This is a genomic window from Xenorhabdus sp. PB62.4, from assembly GCF_014467285.1.
Lineage (GTDB): Bacteria > Pseudomonadota > Gammaproteobacteria > Enterobacterales > Enterobacteriaceae > Xenorhabdus.
The window spans coordinates 1-17,899 of record NZ_NKHR01000031.1 but is presented as its reverse complement, the minus strand read 5'-3'; the positions used below and the strand labels follow the sequence as shown (position 1 = coordinate 17,899).

General features: G+C 45.0%; 15 protein-coding genes. 13 read left to right on the top strand and 2 right to left on the bottom strand.

From position 1 onward, the window contains the following. The first annotated feature begins 3 nt into the window (after window positions 1-3). From cheA to Xenpb_RS17175, 9 genes are all read left to right on the top strand, one after another. Window positions 4-2,211 carry a chemotaxis protein CheA gene (gene cheA / locus Xenpb_RS17215; protein ID WP_187655443.1) on the top strand — a complete coding sequence of 736 codons (2,208 nt, stop codon included), beginning with the start codon at window positions 4-6 and terminating at the stop codon, window positions 2,209-2,211. 30 nt (window positions 2,212-2,241) lie between these two features. Next, window positions 2,242-2,739, top strand: a complete 498-nt coding sequence (gene cheW / locus Xenpb_RS17210; protein ID WP_187655442.1) for a chemotaxis protein CheW — start codon at window positions 2,242-2,244, stop codon at window positions 2,737-2,739. A 169-nt stretch (window positions 2,740-2,908) separates the two neighbouring features. After that, entirely contained in the window at window positions 2,909-4,612 is a 1,704-nt protein-coding gene (locus Xenpb_RS17205) for a methyl-accepting chemotaxis protein (RefSeq protein ID WP_187655441.1), read from the top strand. 56 nt (window positions 4,613-4,668) lie between these two features. Beyond that, complete coding sequence (locus Xenpb_RS17200; protein ID WP_187655440.1) at window positions 4,669-6,300, top strand: methyl-accepting chemotaxis protein; 1,632 nt, start codon at window positions 4,669-4,671, stop codon at window positions 6,298-6,300. Window positions 6,301-6,306: 6 nt separating this feature from the next. After that, on the top strand, window positions 6,307-7,191 hold the full coding sequence (cheR, locus tag Xenpb_RS17195) for a protein-glutamate O-methyltransferase CheR (protein WP_187655439.1): 885 nt from the start codon (window positions 6,307-6,309) through the stop codon (window positions 7,189-7,191). Continuing rightward, window positions 7,188-8,240, top strand: coding sequence for a chemotaxis response regulator protein-glutamate methylesterase (locus Xenpb_RS17190; RefSeq protein WP_099114490.1), 1,053 nt, complete (start codon window positions 7,188-7,190; stop codon window positions 8,238-8,240). The genes cheR and Xenpb_RS17190 overlap by 4 nt, the downstream gene beginning before the upstream one ends. Before the next feature lie 82 nt (window positions 8,241-8,322). Then, complete coding sequence (cheY, locus tag Xenpb_RS17185; protein ID WP_187655438.1) at window positions 8,323-8,712, top strand: chemotaxis response regulator CheY; 390 nt, start codon at window positions 8,323-8,325, stop codon at window positions 8,710-8,712. A 9-nt stretch (window positions 8,713-8,721) separates the two neighbouring features. Continuing rightward, window positions 8,722-9,378, top strand: a complete 657-nt coding sequence (cheZ, locus tag Xenpb_RS17180) for a protein phosphatase CheZ (RefSeq protein ID WP_187655437.1) — start codon at window positions 8,722-8,724, stop codon at window positions 9,376-9,378. Between the two features lie 184 nt (window positions 9,379-9,562). Next, window positions 9,563-10,411 carry an alpha/beta fold hydrolase gene (locus Xenpb_RS17175; RefSeq protein ID WP_187655436.1) on the top strand — a complete coding sequence of 283 codons (849 nt, stop codon included), beginning with the start codon at window positions 9,563-9,565 and terminating at the stop codon, window positions 10,409-10,411. On the opposite strand, the gene Xenpb_RS17170 is transcribed toward Xenpb_RS17175, so the two are convergent. Continuing rightward, a complete protein-coding gene (locus tag Xenpb_RS17170; protein WP_187655435.1) occupies window positions 10,380-10,967 on the bottom strand; it encodes a recombinase family protein in 588 nt (195 codons plus the stop codon). The two genes, Xenpb_RS17175 and Xenpb_RS17170, sit on opposite strands and share 32 nt — an antisense overlap. A 316-nt stretch (window positions 10,968-11,283) precedes the next feature. Between Xenpb_RS17170 and Xenpb_RS17165 the strand changes: the two genes are divergently transcribed. The 4 genes from Xenpb_RS17165 to flhA all read left to right on the top strand — a co-directional run bounded on the left by Xenpb_RS17165 (window position 11,284) and on the right by flhA (window position 17,056). Beyond that, window positions 11,284-12,660: a sodium:alanine symporter family protein gene (locus Xenpb_RS17165; RefSeq protein ID WP_187655434.1), complete on the top strand. Its 1,377-nt coding sequence runs from the start codon at window positions 11,284-11,286 to the stop codon at window positions 12,658-12,660. A 77-nt stretch (window positions 12,661-12,737) separates the two neighbouring features. Then, window positions 12,738-13,613 (top strand): hypothetical protein, encoded by an 876-nt coding sequence (locus tag Xenpb_RS17160; RefSeq protein ID WP_187655433.1) that lies wholly within the window; start codon window positions 12,738-12,740, stop codon window positions 13,611-13,613. A gap of 196 nt (window positions 13,614-13,809) precedes the next feature. Continuing rightward, window positions 13,810-14,961, top strand: coding sequence for a flagellar biosynthesis protein FlhB (gene flhB, locus Xenpb_RS17155; RefSeq protein ID WP_187655432.1), 1,152 nt, complete (start codon window positions 13,810-13,812; stop codon window positions 14,959-14,961). Continuing rightward, entirely contained in the window at window positions 14,954-17,056 is a 2,103-nt protein-coding gene (gene flhA, locus Xenpb_RS17150) for a flagellar biosynthesis protein FlhA (RefSeq protein WP_187655431.1), read from the top strand. The genes flhB and flhA overlap by 8 nt, the downstream gene beginning before the upstream one ends. A gap of 202 nt (window positions 17,057-17,258) precedes the next feature. Here flhA and Xenpb_RS17145 read toward each other — a convergent pair whose 3' ends face one another. Beyond that, entirely contained in the window at window positions 17,259-17,795 is a 537-nt protein-coding gene (locus Xenpb_RS17145) for an IS630 family transposase (protein ID WP_187655430.1), read from the bottom strand. Window positions 17,796-17,899: the final 104 nt, after the last annotated feature.

The window sequence follows — 17,899 nt, the reverse complement described above, 5'->3', positions numbered from 1 at the left end:
ACGATGGATATTACCGCGTTTTATCAGACTTTCTTTGATGAAGCAGATGAATTATTGGCTGATATGGAGCAGCATTTATTGTTGCTCAATGCCGACGAACCCGATCATGAACAGTTAAACGCAATATTTCGCAGCGCCCACTCTATTAAAGGGGGCGCTGCGACTTTTGGTTTTACCAAGCTGCAACAAACCACGCATGTTTTGGAGAATCTGCTCGACAGTGCCAGACGTGATGAAATCCGTCTGACCATTGACATTATCAACCTGTTTTTAGAAGCGAAAGATATTATGCAGCAACAATTGGATGCCTATAAAAGTTCTCAGGAGCCGGATGAAGATACATTCAATTATATCTGCGAAACACTGCGTCAGCTTGCACTGGAATTACAGGAAGAGCGGCAGGAAGAGAACTTTTTCGCGGCAACATCTGCAACTCAGGCTGAAACTGTTACAGAAGGCGTTGCAACTGAAATTGAAGAAAAACAGGCGATAGAGGCAGCTCCGGCAAAAGAAAACCAGTCAGCAGAGAAACATTCTCCGGCAGACAAATCTCATCATGGTCAGATTCGTGTTCATTTGTCCGGGTTGAAAGAACGCGAAGTCAGTTTAATGAAGGATGAACTGGGGCATCTTGGTGAGCTTTATGATGTTGAACAAACTTCAAACAGCATTGAAGCATCTTTAGTCACATCCGCGACAGAAGATGATATCACGGCTGTCTTGTGCTTTGTCATTGAGCCTGAGCAAATCACTTTTTTGCCTACGAATGAAGCTGATACAGAAAATACAGAGACTGAAACGAAACAAGATGCTGGAGTAAAAACAACAGCAGAAGAAAATACGACAGACAATACCGCAACAAAAAATACAGCGGCAGAGACTACTGTAGCTGCAAACGCGGTAGCTGCGAATCATTCGCAACCCACTAATGCCCCGAAAAAAACTGATGTACGTGAAATTGGGCGTCCGGCGCCACGTCCAGCGGCGGGCTCACCACGCCAACGTGCGGAATCTTCCAGTATTCGTGTTGCCGTTGAAAAAGTTGATCAACTCATCAACTTAGTGGGTGAATTAGTTATTACCCAATCTATGTTGGCACAGCACTGTAATAGTTTGGAACCGACAAAACACGGCGAATTGTTGAGTTGTATGACTCAATTGCAGCGAAATTCCCGTGACTTGCAAGAATCTGTCATGTCAATCCGCATGATGCCGATGGAATACGTTTTCAGCCGTTACCCACGTTTAGTACGTGATCTGGCTGGAAAGCTTGATAAAAAAGTGGAACTGACACTGATCGGTAGCTCGACCGAATTGGATAAGAGTTTGATTGAGCGGATTATCGATCCTCTTACACACTTGGTACGCAACAGCCTCGATCACGGTATCGAAAGCCCGGAGAAACGCCTCGCAGCCGGAAAATCAGAAACGGGTAATTTGACGTTGGCGGCTGAGCATCAGGGGGGAAACATCTGTATTGAAGTCATCGATGATGGTGCGGGCTTAAACCGTGAGAAGATCTTGGCAAAAGCGCAATCTCAAGGATTGAGTGTCAGTGAAAATATGAGCAATGAAGAAGTGGCTATGCTGATTTTTGCTCCCGGATTCTCGACAGCAGAAGTTGTAACGGATGTTTCTGGTCGTGGTGTCGGTATGGATGTTGTGAAACGCAATATTCAGGATATGGGCGGACAGATTCAGATCAACTTCCAGGCAGGGAAGGGGACGGTCATTCGCATTTTGCTGCCACTGACACTGGCAATACTGGATGGCATGTCTGTCAGAGTTAATGATGAAGTTTTCATTCTGCCATTGAGTGCAGTAGTCAGCTCATTACAGCCACAAGATGAAGATATTTACCCGTTGGCGGGTGATGAAAAGCTGTTGCAGGTGCGTGGTGAATATTTACCGCTGCTTGAACTGTACCGCATATTTGATATCCCGAACGGGGAAACTGACCCAACAAAAGGCATTGCTGTCATTGTGCAGAGTGCCGGGCGTCGTTATGCACTACTGGTGGATAAACTGGTGGGGCAGCATCAGGTTGTTGTTAAAAATATTGAGAGCAATTACCGCAAAGTGCCGGGAATTTCGGCGGCCACCATCATGGGGGATGGTAGTGTGGCACTCATCATTGATATTCCTGCTTTGCAGGCACTCAACCATGAACAATTGGCAGAGCGCAAAGTAGAGTTGGTGAATAACAAATAAGACAGTCATCTCACAGTAAAAGGTAACATCATGTCAGCCATAGAAGAATTCAATAAATTATCGGGGGAAACAGCCGGAAAGGAATATCTGGTTTTCACCTTGGGTGACGAAGAGTATGGAATTGAAATACTGAAAGTACAGGAAATTCGTGGTTATGACCACGTCACCCGCATTGCGAATACTCCTGCTTTTATAAAAGGGATCACCAACCTGCGCGGAGTGATTGTTCCTATCATTGATCTGAGGATCAAATTCTCACAGGAAGATGTCACTTATAACGATAACACCGTTGTTATTGTCCTGAATTTGCTTAACCGTGTCGTTGGCATTGTAGTTGATGGCGTGTCTGACGTGCTGTCTTTGAAAGAAGATCAAATCTGTCCTGCTCCAGAGTTTGCGGTGACATTATCAACAGAGTATCTGACAGGGCTTGGCTCTCTTGATGAACGGATGTTGATTCTGGTTGATATCGAAAAACTTCTCAGCAGTGAAGAAATGGCATTGGTAGATTCAGTCGCTAAAGGCTAATGTCTTAGGGCTGTTGCAATACTTTTAGGGCTGTTGCAATAAAAAGCAGCAGCCCATTTGTTCTGGATCAAAAAAATGCTGCAAAAAATCAATTTGTAGAATTACGCGTAAAGTTCCCTTTCAGCCTGCCGATAACACTGGCATAGCCATTTATTACAAAAGGGAAGTCATGTTTAACCGAATGAAGATAGTGACGGGACTCATCTCAGTCATCATATTGTTTGGTGCTCTGCAACTTATATCCGGGGGGTTGTTCTTCAATGGGTTGAAGAACGATACAGAGGCGTTTGAGCTGACCGATGAGTTGCGTGTGCGACAAAAATTATTGGATGAAAGCTGGGTTAACCTGCTTCAGGCCCGTAATAACCTGAACCGCATTAGTTTAGTTATGCTGATGAAAGAGCATAATGTTGATAGTGGGTACGTCGTTGATGATATCAGGGCTGAAGCTAAGGTCAATCTTGTTATCGCGGAACGTCGTTTTGAACAGTTTGAAAAATTGCCAGCACTGCTGTCACGTGATGCTGAGCGTACTCAGGCATTGATACAAACTCATCGTGATTACCTCAATGCCTTGAAAGGGTTGGATCTCATGCTGTCAAAAAAAGATTATAAATCCTTTTTTGAACAGCCAACTACCGGCATCCAGAATGCTTTTGCTGCGGAATATTCATCTTATCAGAACCAGAATGACAAACTGTATGATGAAATATCTGCTGCAGCCGATACCGCTTACCGTAATATTATCATCAGCCTGATCTCCGTATTTGTACTGTTAGTTGCAGTGATGACCTTAAGCTGGATTGGGTTACGTAAGGCACTGATCGATCCATTGCACAAGTTACTGGATAACATCAGATCTTTCTCAAGAGGGGACTTAACCCAGACAATTACCGTATCTGGTAACAATGAAATGGGTATGTTAGCGGTTGGTCTCAAACACATGCAGGAAGAATTGATCAGTACGGTCAGAAGCGTTCATCAAAGTACTGAAACCATCTATACCGGCACCAGTGAAATTGCTGCGGGTAACAACGATCTTTCTGCCCGAACTGAACAGCAGGTTGCTTCGCTGGAAGAAACGGCTGCCAGCATGGAGCAGTTGACCGCGACAGTAAAACAAAATGCTGATAATGCCCGTCAAGCCAGCAACTTGGCTGACAACGCCTCTGATATCGCCCGTCAGGGTGGAAAAGTGGTGGCTAATGTCGTACAAACCATGCATGAAATTGCAGACAGTTCTCGCAAAATCTCTGACATCACTGGCGTAATTGATGCTATCGCTTTCCAAACCAATATCCTTGCGCTTAACGCCGCTGTAGAAGCAGCCCGTGCTGGTGAGCACGGACGTGGTTTTGCCGTGGTTGCGGGTGAAGTACGCAATCTGGCACAGCGTAGTGCAGAAGCGGCCAAAGAGATCAAATCACTGATTGAGGATTCGGTAAATCGTACTGACACAGGCTCTATACAGGTGGAAAGTGCTGGCGAAACCATGAATAAAATTGTCGATTCCGTGACCCGCGTGACCGACATTATGGGAGAAATTGCGTCAGCTTCAGATGAGCAAAGCAGAGGAATTACCCAGGTTGGTGTGGCTATTTCTGAAATGGACAGAGTTACCCAACAAAACGCGTCATTGGTTGAACAGTCTGCTGCCGCAGCCGCAGCATTGGAAGAGCAAGCCAAAGTATTGACCAAAGCCGTCGCGTTGTTCCAGTTACCGGAGCAGGCAGAAAGGATACAGCCTGAAAAAAGAAAACATGACGTTTCATTGACGAGTAAATCGTCAACTCCTCCAGCTAATAAGACGAATTCTCCCGTACTGAAGAAAAGCAGTAATGTGGAAGACCCATCTAATTGGGAAACGTTCTAAAAAAATAATAGCGATGATCACGGCTGCATAATGCAGCCGTTAAACGAGGTGATTACATGTTAGGCAGGTTTCGCATATCAACCAGTTTGTATCTGTTATTGATGATGTTTTGTGTTATGCAAATTATTTCGAGTGGTTTGTCTCTGGGAATAATTCATACAGACCAGTCATATATCGAAAGAATTGACCTGGGAACTCAACGGAGAGATACCCTTGGCCTGAGTTGGGCGGCATTATTGCAAACACGTAACACACTGAACAAAATCGCAATTGCCCAAAAAGTGGGGCAGTCACAAACGCAGATAGACGCAATGGAGGCGTTACTTAAAAGCTCATTGAATGAAGCAGACAGAAGTTTTGCCAAATTCAGTGCATTACCTCGGATGGAACAAACGGATAGTGGTGCAGAATTATTAGTTACGGTTGAACATTCTTACCAAGAATATATTAATGCACTGAAAGAGCTCAAAACTTACCTCTATGAAGGAAACTTTCAGGCTTTCCTTGATCAACCTACAGAAGATTATCAGCGTAAGATGGAAATTGCATATAACAACTATATGCAGTACCTCGGGGCTAACATTAGCTCAGCGGTTTCTGATGGTGCATTTTACTACAAAGTTTCCATTGCCATGTTCTTTGGCTCTATTCTAATGGTGCTTGTTGTTTCCATTTCAGCTCATTGGTGGCTACGACGCAACCTGCTAAGACCATTCTCAAATATGAGAGCCTGTTTTCAGGACGTGGCAGAAGGTCGCTTGGATAAGGAAGTTGCCGTTACGACCAATGATGAAATTGGCGATATTTTCAGAAAGCTGCGCGACATGCAGAAATCATTAATCAAATCCATTGCTTCTGTGCGTGAAAATACCAACCAGATGTATTCGGGTATTCAGGAAATCACACAGGGCAATACAGACTTATCATCACGTACAGAAGAACAGGCTGCATCATTGGAAGAGACGGCTGCCAGCATGGAAGAACTGACCGTAACCGTCAAGCAGAATGCTGAAAATGCACGTCAGGCGAGTGAACTGGCTGTATCTGCCTCCGAGACTGCTTCAAAAGGTGGTGAATTGACCATCAGTGTTGTGGCAACCATGGATGCAATTGCCAACAGTTCAAAGAAAATCAGCGCCATTATCAGTGTGATCGATGGTATTGCCTTCCAGACCAATATCCTGGCATTGAACGCAGCCGTAGAAGCGGCGCGTGCAGGTGAGCAAGGGCGTGGATTCTCTGTGGTAGCAGGTGAAGTACGTGATTTGGCACAACGAAGTGCTGAGGCAGCAAAAGAGATCAAAACCTTAATCGATGAATCTGTCCAACGTGTTAATCAAGGCTCAGAGCTGGTGAATAACGCGGGCTATACCATGGATGAATTAGTCAAAGCGGTTAACCGCGTGACTGAGCTGATGGCTGAAATCGCCGCTGCTTCTGATGAACAAAGCCGTGGCATCCATCAAGTTGCCCAAGCGGTTAGTCAGATGGATCAAGTCACACAGCAAAATGCGGCCTTAGTGGAACAATCTGCGGCAGCGGCGGCGGCACTTGAAGATAAGGCAGACATCTTGGTGAAAACAGTTGCTCAGTTTGAACTGCCCAAGGGCTTGGAAGATGAGTATGATCATCAGGCCTCTTCTGCATCAAACATGACCGATGAGTATGTTGTAAGTCAAGTACGCTGAGGTCAGATGAAATCTAACTTAATAGCTTCAGTTACTGATGCTACTGCACCGCTGAATTTTATGTTTCAGCGGCATGCTTTGTCAGATGCGCAATTTGAGCGCATCTGCCAGTTTATCTATCAACAAGCTGGCATTGTACTGGCAAAAAATAAACGTGAGATGGTTTACAACCGCTTAGTCAGGCGGCTTCGTGTATTAGGACTCGATAATTTTGGTGAATACCTGTCGATTCTGGAACAAGATAGCCACAGCAGCGAATGGGAATCATTTATCAATGCGTTGACCACTAATCTCACGGCATTTTTCAGGGAAGCCCATCATTTTCCCATTCTGGCAACACATGCCAGCAGGAAAAATGGAGGAACATACCGCGTTTGGAGCGCCGCCGCTTCAACGGGGGAGGAGCCATATTCTATTGCAATGACCTTGTGTGATGCACTGGGGCATCGGTCAAATCGGATAAAAATCATTGGCAGCGATATTGATACCAGTGTGCTGGAAAAAGCACGGCAAGGTGTTTATCGGCTGGAAGAATTGCAGTATCTGAGCGAGAGCCAAAAGAAAAAATACTTTTTCAAAGGTGTTGGCCTCTTTGAAGGATATGCTCGGGTTCGCCCTTTACTGGCTGAAATGGTGAGTTTTCAGCACCTGAATCTCTTGGATTCAGAGTGGGCGCTCGAAGGTAAATTTGATGCGATATTCTGTCGCAATGTCATGATTTATTTTGATAAAAAAACGCAGGAACGGATCTTGCGCCGTTTTGTCAATTTCTTAAAACCGGATGGTTTGCTCTTCGCAGGGCATTCCGAAAATGTCACTCAAATCAGCCGAGAGTTCTACTTGCAAGGACAGACCGTTTACGGTGTAGGTCGGGCAAGGAGGGGGTCATGAATAAAATAACTGTTCTTTGTGTGGATGATTCGGCGCTGATGCGTCAAATCATGCGGGAAATTATCAATAGTCATCCAGATATGGAAGTGGTGGATTGTGCTCCGGATCCATTTGTTGCCCGTGATTTAATAAAAAAACACAACCCACAGGTATTAACATTGGATGTTGAGATGCCGCGCATGGATGGCATTGATTTTCTGGAAAAACTAATGCGATTACGTCCTATGCCTGTTGTGATGGTTTCTTCTCTGACAGCAAAAGGTTCGGAAATTACATTGAAGGCGCTGGAACTGGGGGCAGTGGACTTTGTCACTAAGCCCCAGTTGGGCATCCGCGAAGGTATGTTAGCCTATAGTGAGATGATTGCCGAGAAAATCCGTGCGGCAGCGCAGGCAAAAGTCAGTACCATGACACCTGAGCCTGTGAATACAACGCCATTGAATTTCAAGCCGTTATTATCCAGTGAAAAACTGATCGCCGTCGGGGCTTCGACAGGAGGAACTGAGGCCATCAAAAACCTGTTGCAATTCCTGCCAGTTACCAGCCCGGCGTTGCTGATTACACAACATATGCCCCCAGGCTTCACACGATCATTTGCGGAAAGGCTCAATAAACTGAGTCAGATCACAGTCAAAGAAGCAGAGGATGGCGAGCGAGTTCTGCCGGGACATGCTTACATTGCTCCAGGGGACTGCCATATGGAGCTTTGTCGCAGTGGTGCCAATTACCAAATCATGATAACCAATGCTCCACCGGTCAATCGCCATCGTCCTTCCGTTGATGTTTTGTTTCGTTCCGTTGCCAAATACGCGGGGCGTAATGCCGTGGGGGTTATCTTAACTGGCATGGGCAGTGATGGGGCCGCAGGTTTATTGGAAATGAAACAGGCAGGTGCCTATACACTTGCTCAGAGTGAAGCGAGCTGTGTGGTATTTGGTATGCCACGTGCCGCAATCCAACTGGGAGCGGTGGATGATGTCATGGACATCCAAAAAATCAGTAAAGCTATGCTGGCAAAAATCAGCGCAGGACAGTCGATTCGTATTTAGTAGTTGTTATTCGATATTAATTTTTGCAGCGCAGTTTTTGCAAAACAGTGCTGTCGGGTAAGTGAAATTCCAAGGAGTTTTTATGGCAAGTAAGGATCTGAAATTTCTGGTGGTTGATGACTTTTCAACTATGCGCCGAATTGTGCGTAATCTACTGAAAGAGTTGGGCTTCAATAATGTCGATGAAGCGCAGGATGGGGCAGAGGCGTTGACCAAACTTCGTACTACTGAATTTGATTTTGTTATTTCTGACTGGAACATGCCAAACATTGATGGTCTCGAATTGCTGAAAACAATTCGCAGTGAGGAAAAACTGGCTGCCTTACCTGTTTTGATGGTGACGGCAGAGGCGAAAAAAGAAAACATTATTGCAGCAGCACAGGCCGGAGCCAGCGGTTATGTCGTGAAACCGTTTACTGCGGCTATTTTGGAAGAGAAACTCAATAAAATATTTGAAAAATTGGGGCTCTAAGGAGACAAAATGAGTGAAAATCCAGTCATGCCGAGAGATGAGGCGATCTCTACCAGCGAAATAATCAGTCGTATCGGGCAGTTAACGAGAATGCTGCGCGATAGTCTACGTGAACTGGGATTGGATCAAACTATTGCTCAGGCGGCTGAGGCGATCCCAGACGCGAGGGAGCGATTGAATTACGTTGTCCAAATGACGGCACAAGCGGCTGAAAGGGTGCTGAACTGTGTTGAAGTCGCGCAGCCCCGTCAGAACGAATTGGAGGCGTCAGCAAAAAATTTGTCCCAACGTTGGGATGAGTGGTTTGCAAACCCGAACAATTTGGAGCTGATGGATGCCCGCTCATTAGTTACAGACACGAGAAATTACCTGAATCTCGTGCCTGATTATGCCTCGTTTACCAATGCTCAATTGCTTGAGATCATGATGGCGCAAGACTTTCAGGATCTTACTGGGCAGGTAATCAAGCGGATGATGGAAGTCATTCAGGAACTGGAAAAACAGTTGGTTATGGTATTAATGGAGAATATGCCCTCTGACCAGATGGCTAAAGCGAAAAAAGAGAACGATAGTCTTCTTAACGGTCCTCAAGTTAACCAAAGTGGTACTGGTGTTATTGCCAATCAGGCACAGGTTGATGATTTATTGGATAGTTTAGGTTTTTGATAACGAGCGATAGTGACTTAACGAACAGAGTTTTTAATAGAACTTTCATCTTTTGATCGCGTTTGGGTGAGTCTGATGGCAAACCCAAACGTCTGCTTTGAGATTATTAGGTTAGCTCACAGTGTTATCCCATTGTTCTAGTGTATAAATATACAATAGTCCAAATCATGCAGAGGAAAACATTGTGAAGTCGATTAATAAAATCATTAAGTTGAAAGATTCATTTGTATCTTACCGTAAAGAATTCGGAGAAGATCAGGAAGACAATAAAAATGCAGTTGTTTTTCTGCATGGTACAAATAGCAGTGGCAGTAGCAGTTTTGGCGAAATAAAAAAAGCATTTATCGGTGATCGAACGGTAATCATTCCTGATTATGCAGGGTGTGGTCATTCAAGTTTACCATCAGAAGCCCTGACTATTGAACAAATTGCAGAGCAAATCGCTGTTTTGATAGAAGACAGTGGTGAGGTTCCTGTTGATTTGGTGGGGGTTTCTTTGGGAGCTGTAGTAGCTGCTGTTGTGGCAGCAAAGTATCCGCATTTAATCAATAAATTGATATTGACTGCACCGTGGGCAACAAATGATGATCCCCGCCATCAATTGATATTCAATACTTGGCTGCATCTGGAGCTGAATGATAAAGCGTCAGCAACGGCTTTTGGTTTATCCCATGCCTTGAGCCCAGAATTTATTTCCTCACTGGGGCATGAAACGATACAGAAAATCTGCTCTCAACCCGCAGAAAAAGAGATAGAAAAACGAATTGCCTTGGGATTAAGCATAAATATAAAAGGCTATCTGAATCAAATAGATAAAGATACTCTGGTTATTGGATTAAGCAGAGATACGTTAATTCCACCTTATTTAGTGCGTGAAGTTTATAACAATGTGAAAAACAGTACATATAAAGAAATGAATAGTGGTCATGCTGTACACATTGAAAAACCAACAGAATGGGTTGATTTAATAAAAGACTTCACTTTTTCAACACCGCAGCTTTCTAATCAGGTAAATCATGGAATGGGAAGTTAGCCACTTTTCCCACCGGTAAATACTTATAAATCGTTGATAACGACACATTGTAAATAATCGACAACTGTTTTCGGGTATGTCCTTTAATCAGCAACCTGGCGGCTTGTTGTCGATCTTCCTCAGTAAACACCACCGGCCGTCCTCCTATTCGTCCTTGTTCCCGCGCTGCTGCCAGGCCTGCATTGGTTCTTTCTACAATCAGTTCGCGCTCCATTTCTGCCAATGCACTCATTACATGAAAGAAAAATCGTCCCATTGCGGTACTGGTATCGATACTGTCAGTCAGGCTTTGAAAATGAATACCGCGTTCATGCAGTTCTGAAATGAGTGTCACCAGATTTTTCACACTGCGCCCTAGCCGATCTAACTTCCAAACCACTAACGTATCACCGGATTCAAGATGTTTTAAAGCACGTTTTAGCCCCGGACGATTAGCGGTTTTCCCACTGATTTTGTCTTCAAAAATCAACTCACAGTTGATACTAACCAACGCATTTCTTTGTAAATCACTATTTTGGTCATTTGTTGACACTCTGATGTAACCCACTCTTGCCACTGAAAATCCTTTAGTTATCTAAGAAACTATTCATTTTATAAATAATACCTATTTATTCACTATAAAAAACCTTTAATTTCTTTAAGGAGGAGATAAAAGTTTGTTTAAAGAGGATTGATATCAGAATGAGTGATGTAAGAGGAATTGTTATCAATAACATTGATGAAAAGTAACCAGAACGAGTGACCAAACTCACAGTATCAATTTTTTCTTGCCAATGATACTCAATTAGTCCTCGCTTATTTCTCCAAAATGCTCTTTATTTAATTGAAACAATTTTGTTGCTAACTTGTTATTTTAAATGCCGAGGGTGTATATGGAATTGATTACGCAATGGTTAAGTGCGGTAAACGGGGTAGTATGGGGAGTTCCCATGCTCGTCGGGCTTCTGGGTATTGGTATCTTCATGCAGATTCGTCTGTCCTTTTTACCGATCCGTAAATTGGGCACAGGGTTCAAATTACTCTTTCAAAAAAATGAACAACGAGGTGAAGGACAAATCTCACCTTTTAATGCGTTAATGACAGCCTTGTCAGCGACGATAGGGACAGGGAATATCGCAGGTGTAGCGACCGCTATTGTCATGGGCGGGCCAGGTGCGATGTTCTGGATGTGGATGACCGCACTGGTCGGCATGGCGACGAAATATTCAGAAGCGGTACTGGCAGTACGTTTCCGTGAAACCGATAAAAATGGTAATTACGTTGGCGGCCCGATGTATTACATTAAAAATGGTTTGGGGAAAAAGTGGGTTTGGCTGGGAACGCTCTTCGCCTTCTTCGGCAGTATTGCGGGTTTTGGGATTGGCAATACAGTACAAGCCAACTCCGTTGCTGATGTATTGCAAAGTAACTTTGGTATTGAGAAAACCATAACAGCCGGAATCCTGGTTATTTTGGTTGGTGCAGTGTTGATTGGTGGCATCAAACGTATTTCTGACGTTGCAGGTAAATTAGTACCTGTCATGACAGTGGGTTACTTTGGTGCAGGGGTTATCGTTCTGGCCCTCAATGTGACAGCTATCCCAGAAGCGTTTGCTTTAATCATCAAATCCGCTTTCACCCCGGTTGCCGCACAGGGTGGGTTTGCGGGTGCAGCAGTTTGGGCGGCGATTCGTTTTGGTATTGCTCGTGGAGTCTTCTCTAACGAAGCGGGAATGGGAAGTGCACCTATCGCACATGCAGCGGCAAAAACCCAAAACCCAATTCGTCAGGGCTTGATTGCCATGCTGGGAACCTTTATTGACACGATCATTGTTTGTTCCGTTACAGGATTAACTATTGTTATTACCGGTGGCTGGCTGACAGGTGAAACAGGCGCAACACTAACCGCATCTTCCTTCTCATCTGTGATCCCGGGAGGTAACTATATCGTTGCCGTTGCCTTGGCTATTTTCGCCTTCACAACTATTTTGGGCTGGAGCTTCTACGGTGAGAAATGTATCCAATATTTATTGGGGCCAAAAGCCATAGTGCCTTTCCGCATTGCTTGGATTATCGCGTTGCCGATTGGTGCTACTCAGTCGTTGACCTTTGTCTGGTTGCTGGCAGATACCCTTAATGCCATGATGGCAATCCCGAATCTGATCGCGGTTGCTATGCTCAGCCCGGTTGTCTATCGTTTGACGAAAGACCATATCCGTGATGTTAATGCCGATAGTATTGATATTAAACCAGTGGTGAAGGCAGATTAATGTTGGCTGATAAGAGGCAGGAGAGATTAACATAAATCTCTCTAAGAGAGAATTATCTTCTGATTAGGAGTAACAAATTGTTAAGCTACAGAAAATTAATTCCCGTCATTTTGATGGCGATATGGCAGATTACTGAAGTGCAGGCAGCTCCTCTGGAGTTACCTATCTCATGGGATAAGTTTTCATCGCCGCTTATCACACTGGAATTTGATGGAAAAGTGCATTCTTTAATGCTTGATACAGGATCAAGCACAGGGCTTCACTTATCTAAAGAGATAGCCAACGATATAAAGTCTCTAAAATTTACAGGTCAAAAGAGACGTTCGACGAATATTCTTGGAGAAGCGAAAGAAGACGCACAATTTATAATTAAAAATGTCACGGTAAACGGTGAACCATTTCATAACATTGAAGGTGCCGAATTTGCTCCATGGGGCGTAACGTTGACAGGGAAAGAAACGCCCCCGGAATATTCAGTGATCGGTCTTGGTTTCTTTCACGATCATCGATTCCTTATCGATTACGGCCGTATGAAATTGACTGTCATTGATAAAGACACAAATTTAAATTCCTGGATCGATCCAGACTGGGTTGAAGTTCCTTTTCAGTTATCTGATGAAGGATTAATACTTACTGTTGAGGTTGGTGGTAAAAAGCGCGATCTGGTGCTTGATACAGGCTCAACGATTTCGATAATAAAGTCAGATCGAGTTCCAAATCCGCAGGATACCGTTACCTGTAGCAGTATTTACCCGGCACTCACTGATGAGAAGTGTACTTTCATCCCGATGGAAATCTCGCATTCAAAAAATAAAGATAAAATATATGCGATGAAGCTGGATAATATCGATGCTTCATTTACGAAGGACGGGTTGCTTGGGGGTGATTTTTTCAAGAAACATGCTGTCTTAATTGATTTCGTACAAAAAAAGTTATTCTTGCGGCAAATTTAAGGCATATAACCTGTTCCGACCATACCGGAGGCATCCAGCCTCCGGCACTCTCATAATTCCCCAAATACCCCTGCAAATTTCGCAGTGTTCCCGCCATTGAATTTCTGGGCTTTTGTCATGCTTAACACAATTTTATTTGCCCTTTTCCAAAGGCAAATTTTCTGCATGCAATAACGAACGCTCACCAAGGAAAGCTGTGGCTGAAGATAGCGATCTCGAAAAAACCGAAGAACCCACGCCCCATAAACGGGAAAAAGCCCGTAAAAATGGGCAAATTGCGCGTTCCAGGGAACTCACTTCCATCCTGATGTTAGCTGGAGGCGTAAGCCTGCTCTGGATGAGCGGACAATCGATCACCTATGATCTTTCCCTGATGGTGTTTGAAGGATTCAACTTCGATCACAATATGGTTAGTAATGACAAACAGATGGTGCAACAAGTCGGCCGATTGCTGAAACAGGCAGTCTGGGCATTGCTGCCGGTTTTTGTCGGGTTGGTTTTAATTGCGCTCAGCGCACCCGCTTTAATGGGCGGGCTGTTATTCAGCTCAAAATCCATCAAATTTGACTTGGCTAAGTTGAATCCCATTTCTGGTTTGAAGAAAATCTTCTCCATGAATGCGTTGGCAGAACTGTTCAAAGCCATCCTGAAAGCATCATTGGTGGGAAGCGGTGCCGCGCTGTTTATCTGGTTGAACTGGCCTGCCATGCTCAACCTGACTGCCCAGCCTCCGCTGATGGCGTTGAGTGATGCGATGATGATGCTGATTTTTGCCGGCTATGTTGTCTTATTTATGCTGATACCGATGGTGGCGTTTGATGTGCTTTATCAAATCCGCAGCCACTTGAAAAAATTGAGAATGACCCGTCAGGAGATCAAGGATGAATTTAAGGAACAAGAAGGGGACCCCCATGTAAAGGCAAGGATCCGTCAACAACAGCGAGCGGCTGCGCGTAAGCGCATGATGGCGGATGTGCCAAAAGCTGATGTCATTGTCACCAACCCAACCCATTACGCTGTTGCCTTGCAATACGACAGCAAAAAGATGAGCGCCCCTAAAGTATTGGCAAAAGGGGCAGGGCTTATTGCCTTGCGCATTAAAGAAATCGGTGCTGAAAATCGCATTCCGTTACTGGAAGCTCCACCTTTAGCGAGGGCGTTATTTCGTCATGCTGAGGTAGGCGGCTTTATTCCTGCGGCGCTCTATGCTGCTGTCGCAGAAGTGCTTGCCTGGGTTTACCAATTGAAACGTTGGAAACAGGAAGGTGGCCTGAAACCGAAAAAACCTGAAAATCTGCCAGTGCCGCCAGCACTGGATTTCGCTGGAGAAAATAATCGTCATGGCTAATCTGGCCTCATTACTACGTTTATCGGGAAATCGTTTACCGGGGAATATAAAAGGCTCCCAGTGGCAAATGCTTGCGGGGCCTGTTTTGATTCTCATGATCTTGTCGATGATGGTACTGCCGTTGCCACCATTCCTGCTTGATCTGTTATTCACTTTCAACATTGCACTTTCCATCATGGTCTTGCTGGTGGCGATGTTCACCCGTCGGACGCTGGACTTTGCCGCATTCCCGACAATTCTGCTGTTCTCAACTTTACTGCGTCTGTCACTAAACGTCGCTTCCACGCGAATTATCCTGATGGAAGGGCATACTGGCTCAGCGGCCGCGGGGCAAGTCGTAGAAGCTTTTGGTCACTTCCTTGTCGGCGGTAATTTTGCGATAGGTATCGTGGTTTTTGTTATCTTGATCCTGATTAACTTTATGGTCATTACCAAAGGTGCAGGGCGTATCGCAGAAGTCGGTGCGCGTTTTGTGCTGGATGGCATGCCCGGCAAACAAATGGCGATTGATGCTGACCTGAATGCCGGATTGATCGGCGAAGATGAAGCGAAAAAACGTCGTGCTGAGGTGACACAGGAGGCGGATTTCTACGGCTCAATGGACGGTGCAAGTAAATTTGTGCGCGGTGATGCGATTGCCGGATTGATGATATTGGTGATCAACGTTATCGGTGGTTTGATTGTTGGTGTTGCCCAACATGGTTTGGCTTTGGGTGATGCGGCAGAAGCTTATACCTTGTTGACTATCGGTGACGGATTGGTTGCCCAGTTACCTGCATTGATCATCTCTACCGCGGCGGGTGTTATCGTAACTCGTGTAGCGACTGATGAAGATGTTGGTCAGCAAATGGTAACCCAGCTTTTCAACAATCCTAAAGTGATGATGTTAAGTGCTGGTGTACTTGGCTTACTCGGCTTGGTGCCGGGTATGCCTAACTTTGTCTTTTTATTGTTTACGGCAGCATTGGCAGGCGTGGGTTATTTCCTATTGCGTAAGGACAAAAATCCGCTTATGGCACAACATGAAGAGATAAAAGCGGTAGAAGAACAGCAACAAACCGCAGAAGCATCATGGTCTGATGTGCAATTGGAAGATCCGCTAGGTATGGAAGTTGGCTATCGTTTGATCCCGATGGTGGACTTCCGCCAAAATGGCGAGTTGCTTGGTCGTATCAGTGGTATTCGTAAAAAATTCGCGCAAGAAGTGGGATATTTGCCCCCTGTCGTGCATATCCGTGACAATCTTGAATTGGCACCAGCCAGTTACCGTATCATGATGAAAGGTGTCGAAATTGGTCGTGGTGAAGCTCATCCGGGCCGCTGGCTGGCGATTAATCCGGGTGGCGCTGTAGGTGAACTGCAAGGGGATTTGACGACAGATCCGGCCTTTGGCCTGGCGGCAGTCTGGATTGATGACAGCTTAAGAGAACAGGCACAGGTACAAGGTTATACAGTTGTAGCAGCCAGTACCGTAGTGGCGACTCACCTTAACCATTTGCTTTCCCAACATTCCAGTGAACTCTTTGGAAGACAGGAAGCACAGCAACTGTTTGAGCGTGTTAGTCAGGAAATGCCGAAATTGACGGAAGATTTCATTCCTGATGTCGTCAGCCTGACAACGCTGCATAAAGTTCTGCAAAACCTATTGGCAGAACAAGTGCCGATTCGCGATATGCGTACCATTATTGAAACGCTGGCAGAACACGCACCGGTACAGAAAGATCCGTATGAATTGACGGCGATGATCCGAATTGCACTGGGCAGGGCGATTGCTCAACAATGGTTCCCGGGAGCGGATGAGATCAAAGTGATTGGCCTGGATGCCGGTCTGGAAAGATTACTGCTGCAAGCGCTGCAAAATGGTGGCGGCTTAGAGCCGGGCTTGGCTGAAAGCCTTGAACGTCAGGCGGCAGAAGCGTTGGAGCGTCAGGAAATGTTGGGTGCACCACCAGTGCTATTGGTAAATCACGCACTGCGGCCGTTACTCTCTCGCTTCTTGCGCCGTGTATTACCGCGCTTGGTTGTATTATCTAACCTTGAAATCACCGACAATCGTCACATCAGAATGACAGCAACGATTGGCGGTGCGAGGTAGTATTGTCAGAAACTCTGTTTTGAAGTGAAAGAATAATAAATATAAGGTGATCCTTTGTGATCACCTTATTATAATTCAGGTCCTGACCAAAGATAAAAATAAAGGTAATTAAAAATTAATGGGCCAGTAAATTAGAGTTATTTCCTATATTCCTATGAGAAATAACTCGCATAAAACAGTTAATTAATCTGTAATTAAGTACTCAAGAAAAATTAATTGCAAATTGATCACCATAACCTTCCAATAGCGTATTTAGCTCATACTCCATGGTATCTTGAGTCCAGGTGATAAAACGTCGCCAGTGATATTTGGCTTGTTTCCAGACGATTTCAATCAGATTCAGCTCTGGACTGTAGGCGGGAAGATAAAGTAAAAGCAGGTTGTGCTCTTGTAACCAGCGATGTCTGGTTTTTTCCGCGATCCCATGGTGGATACGCGCATTATCTAGCACTAAAAATGTCAAACGGTTGTCTCCTTGTTTGGCGACCTGTTCTAAACAATCAATCACATCAGCTCGCGTAATACTGCCTGAGGTTGTCTGGTAAAATAGCGTGTTGTCCGTGTAATTTAACGCCCCCAGAACTGACCTTCTGCCATGGGCTTGAGGCTCAGTCTCATGGGGCTTACCCCGTGGACTCCAGCCATATTGCACTGGAGGAGACGCGGCAAAACCCGCCTCATCAAAATAGACCAGACGGTAATGGCCTAACTGTGCCCCGGCCTTAATTTTGCTCAGCAAGGCGGATTTTTTTGCAAACTCCGTTTCGTTGCGCTTTTTTTAAGCGACAGGCGGGTTCGTTTATAGGTCAGTCCCTGCTTTTTCAGGGTATTCGCCAGCGTTTC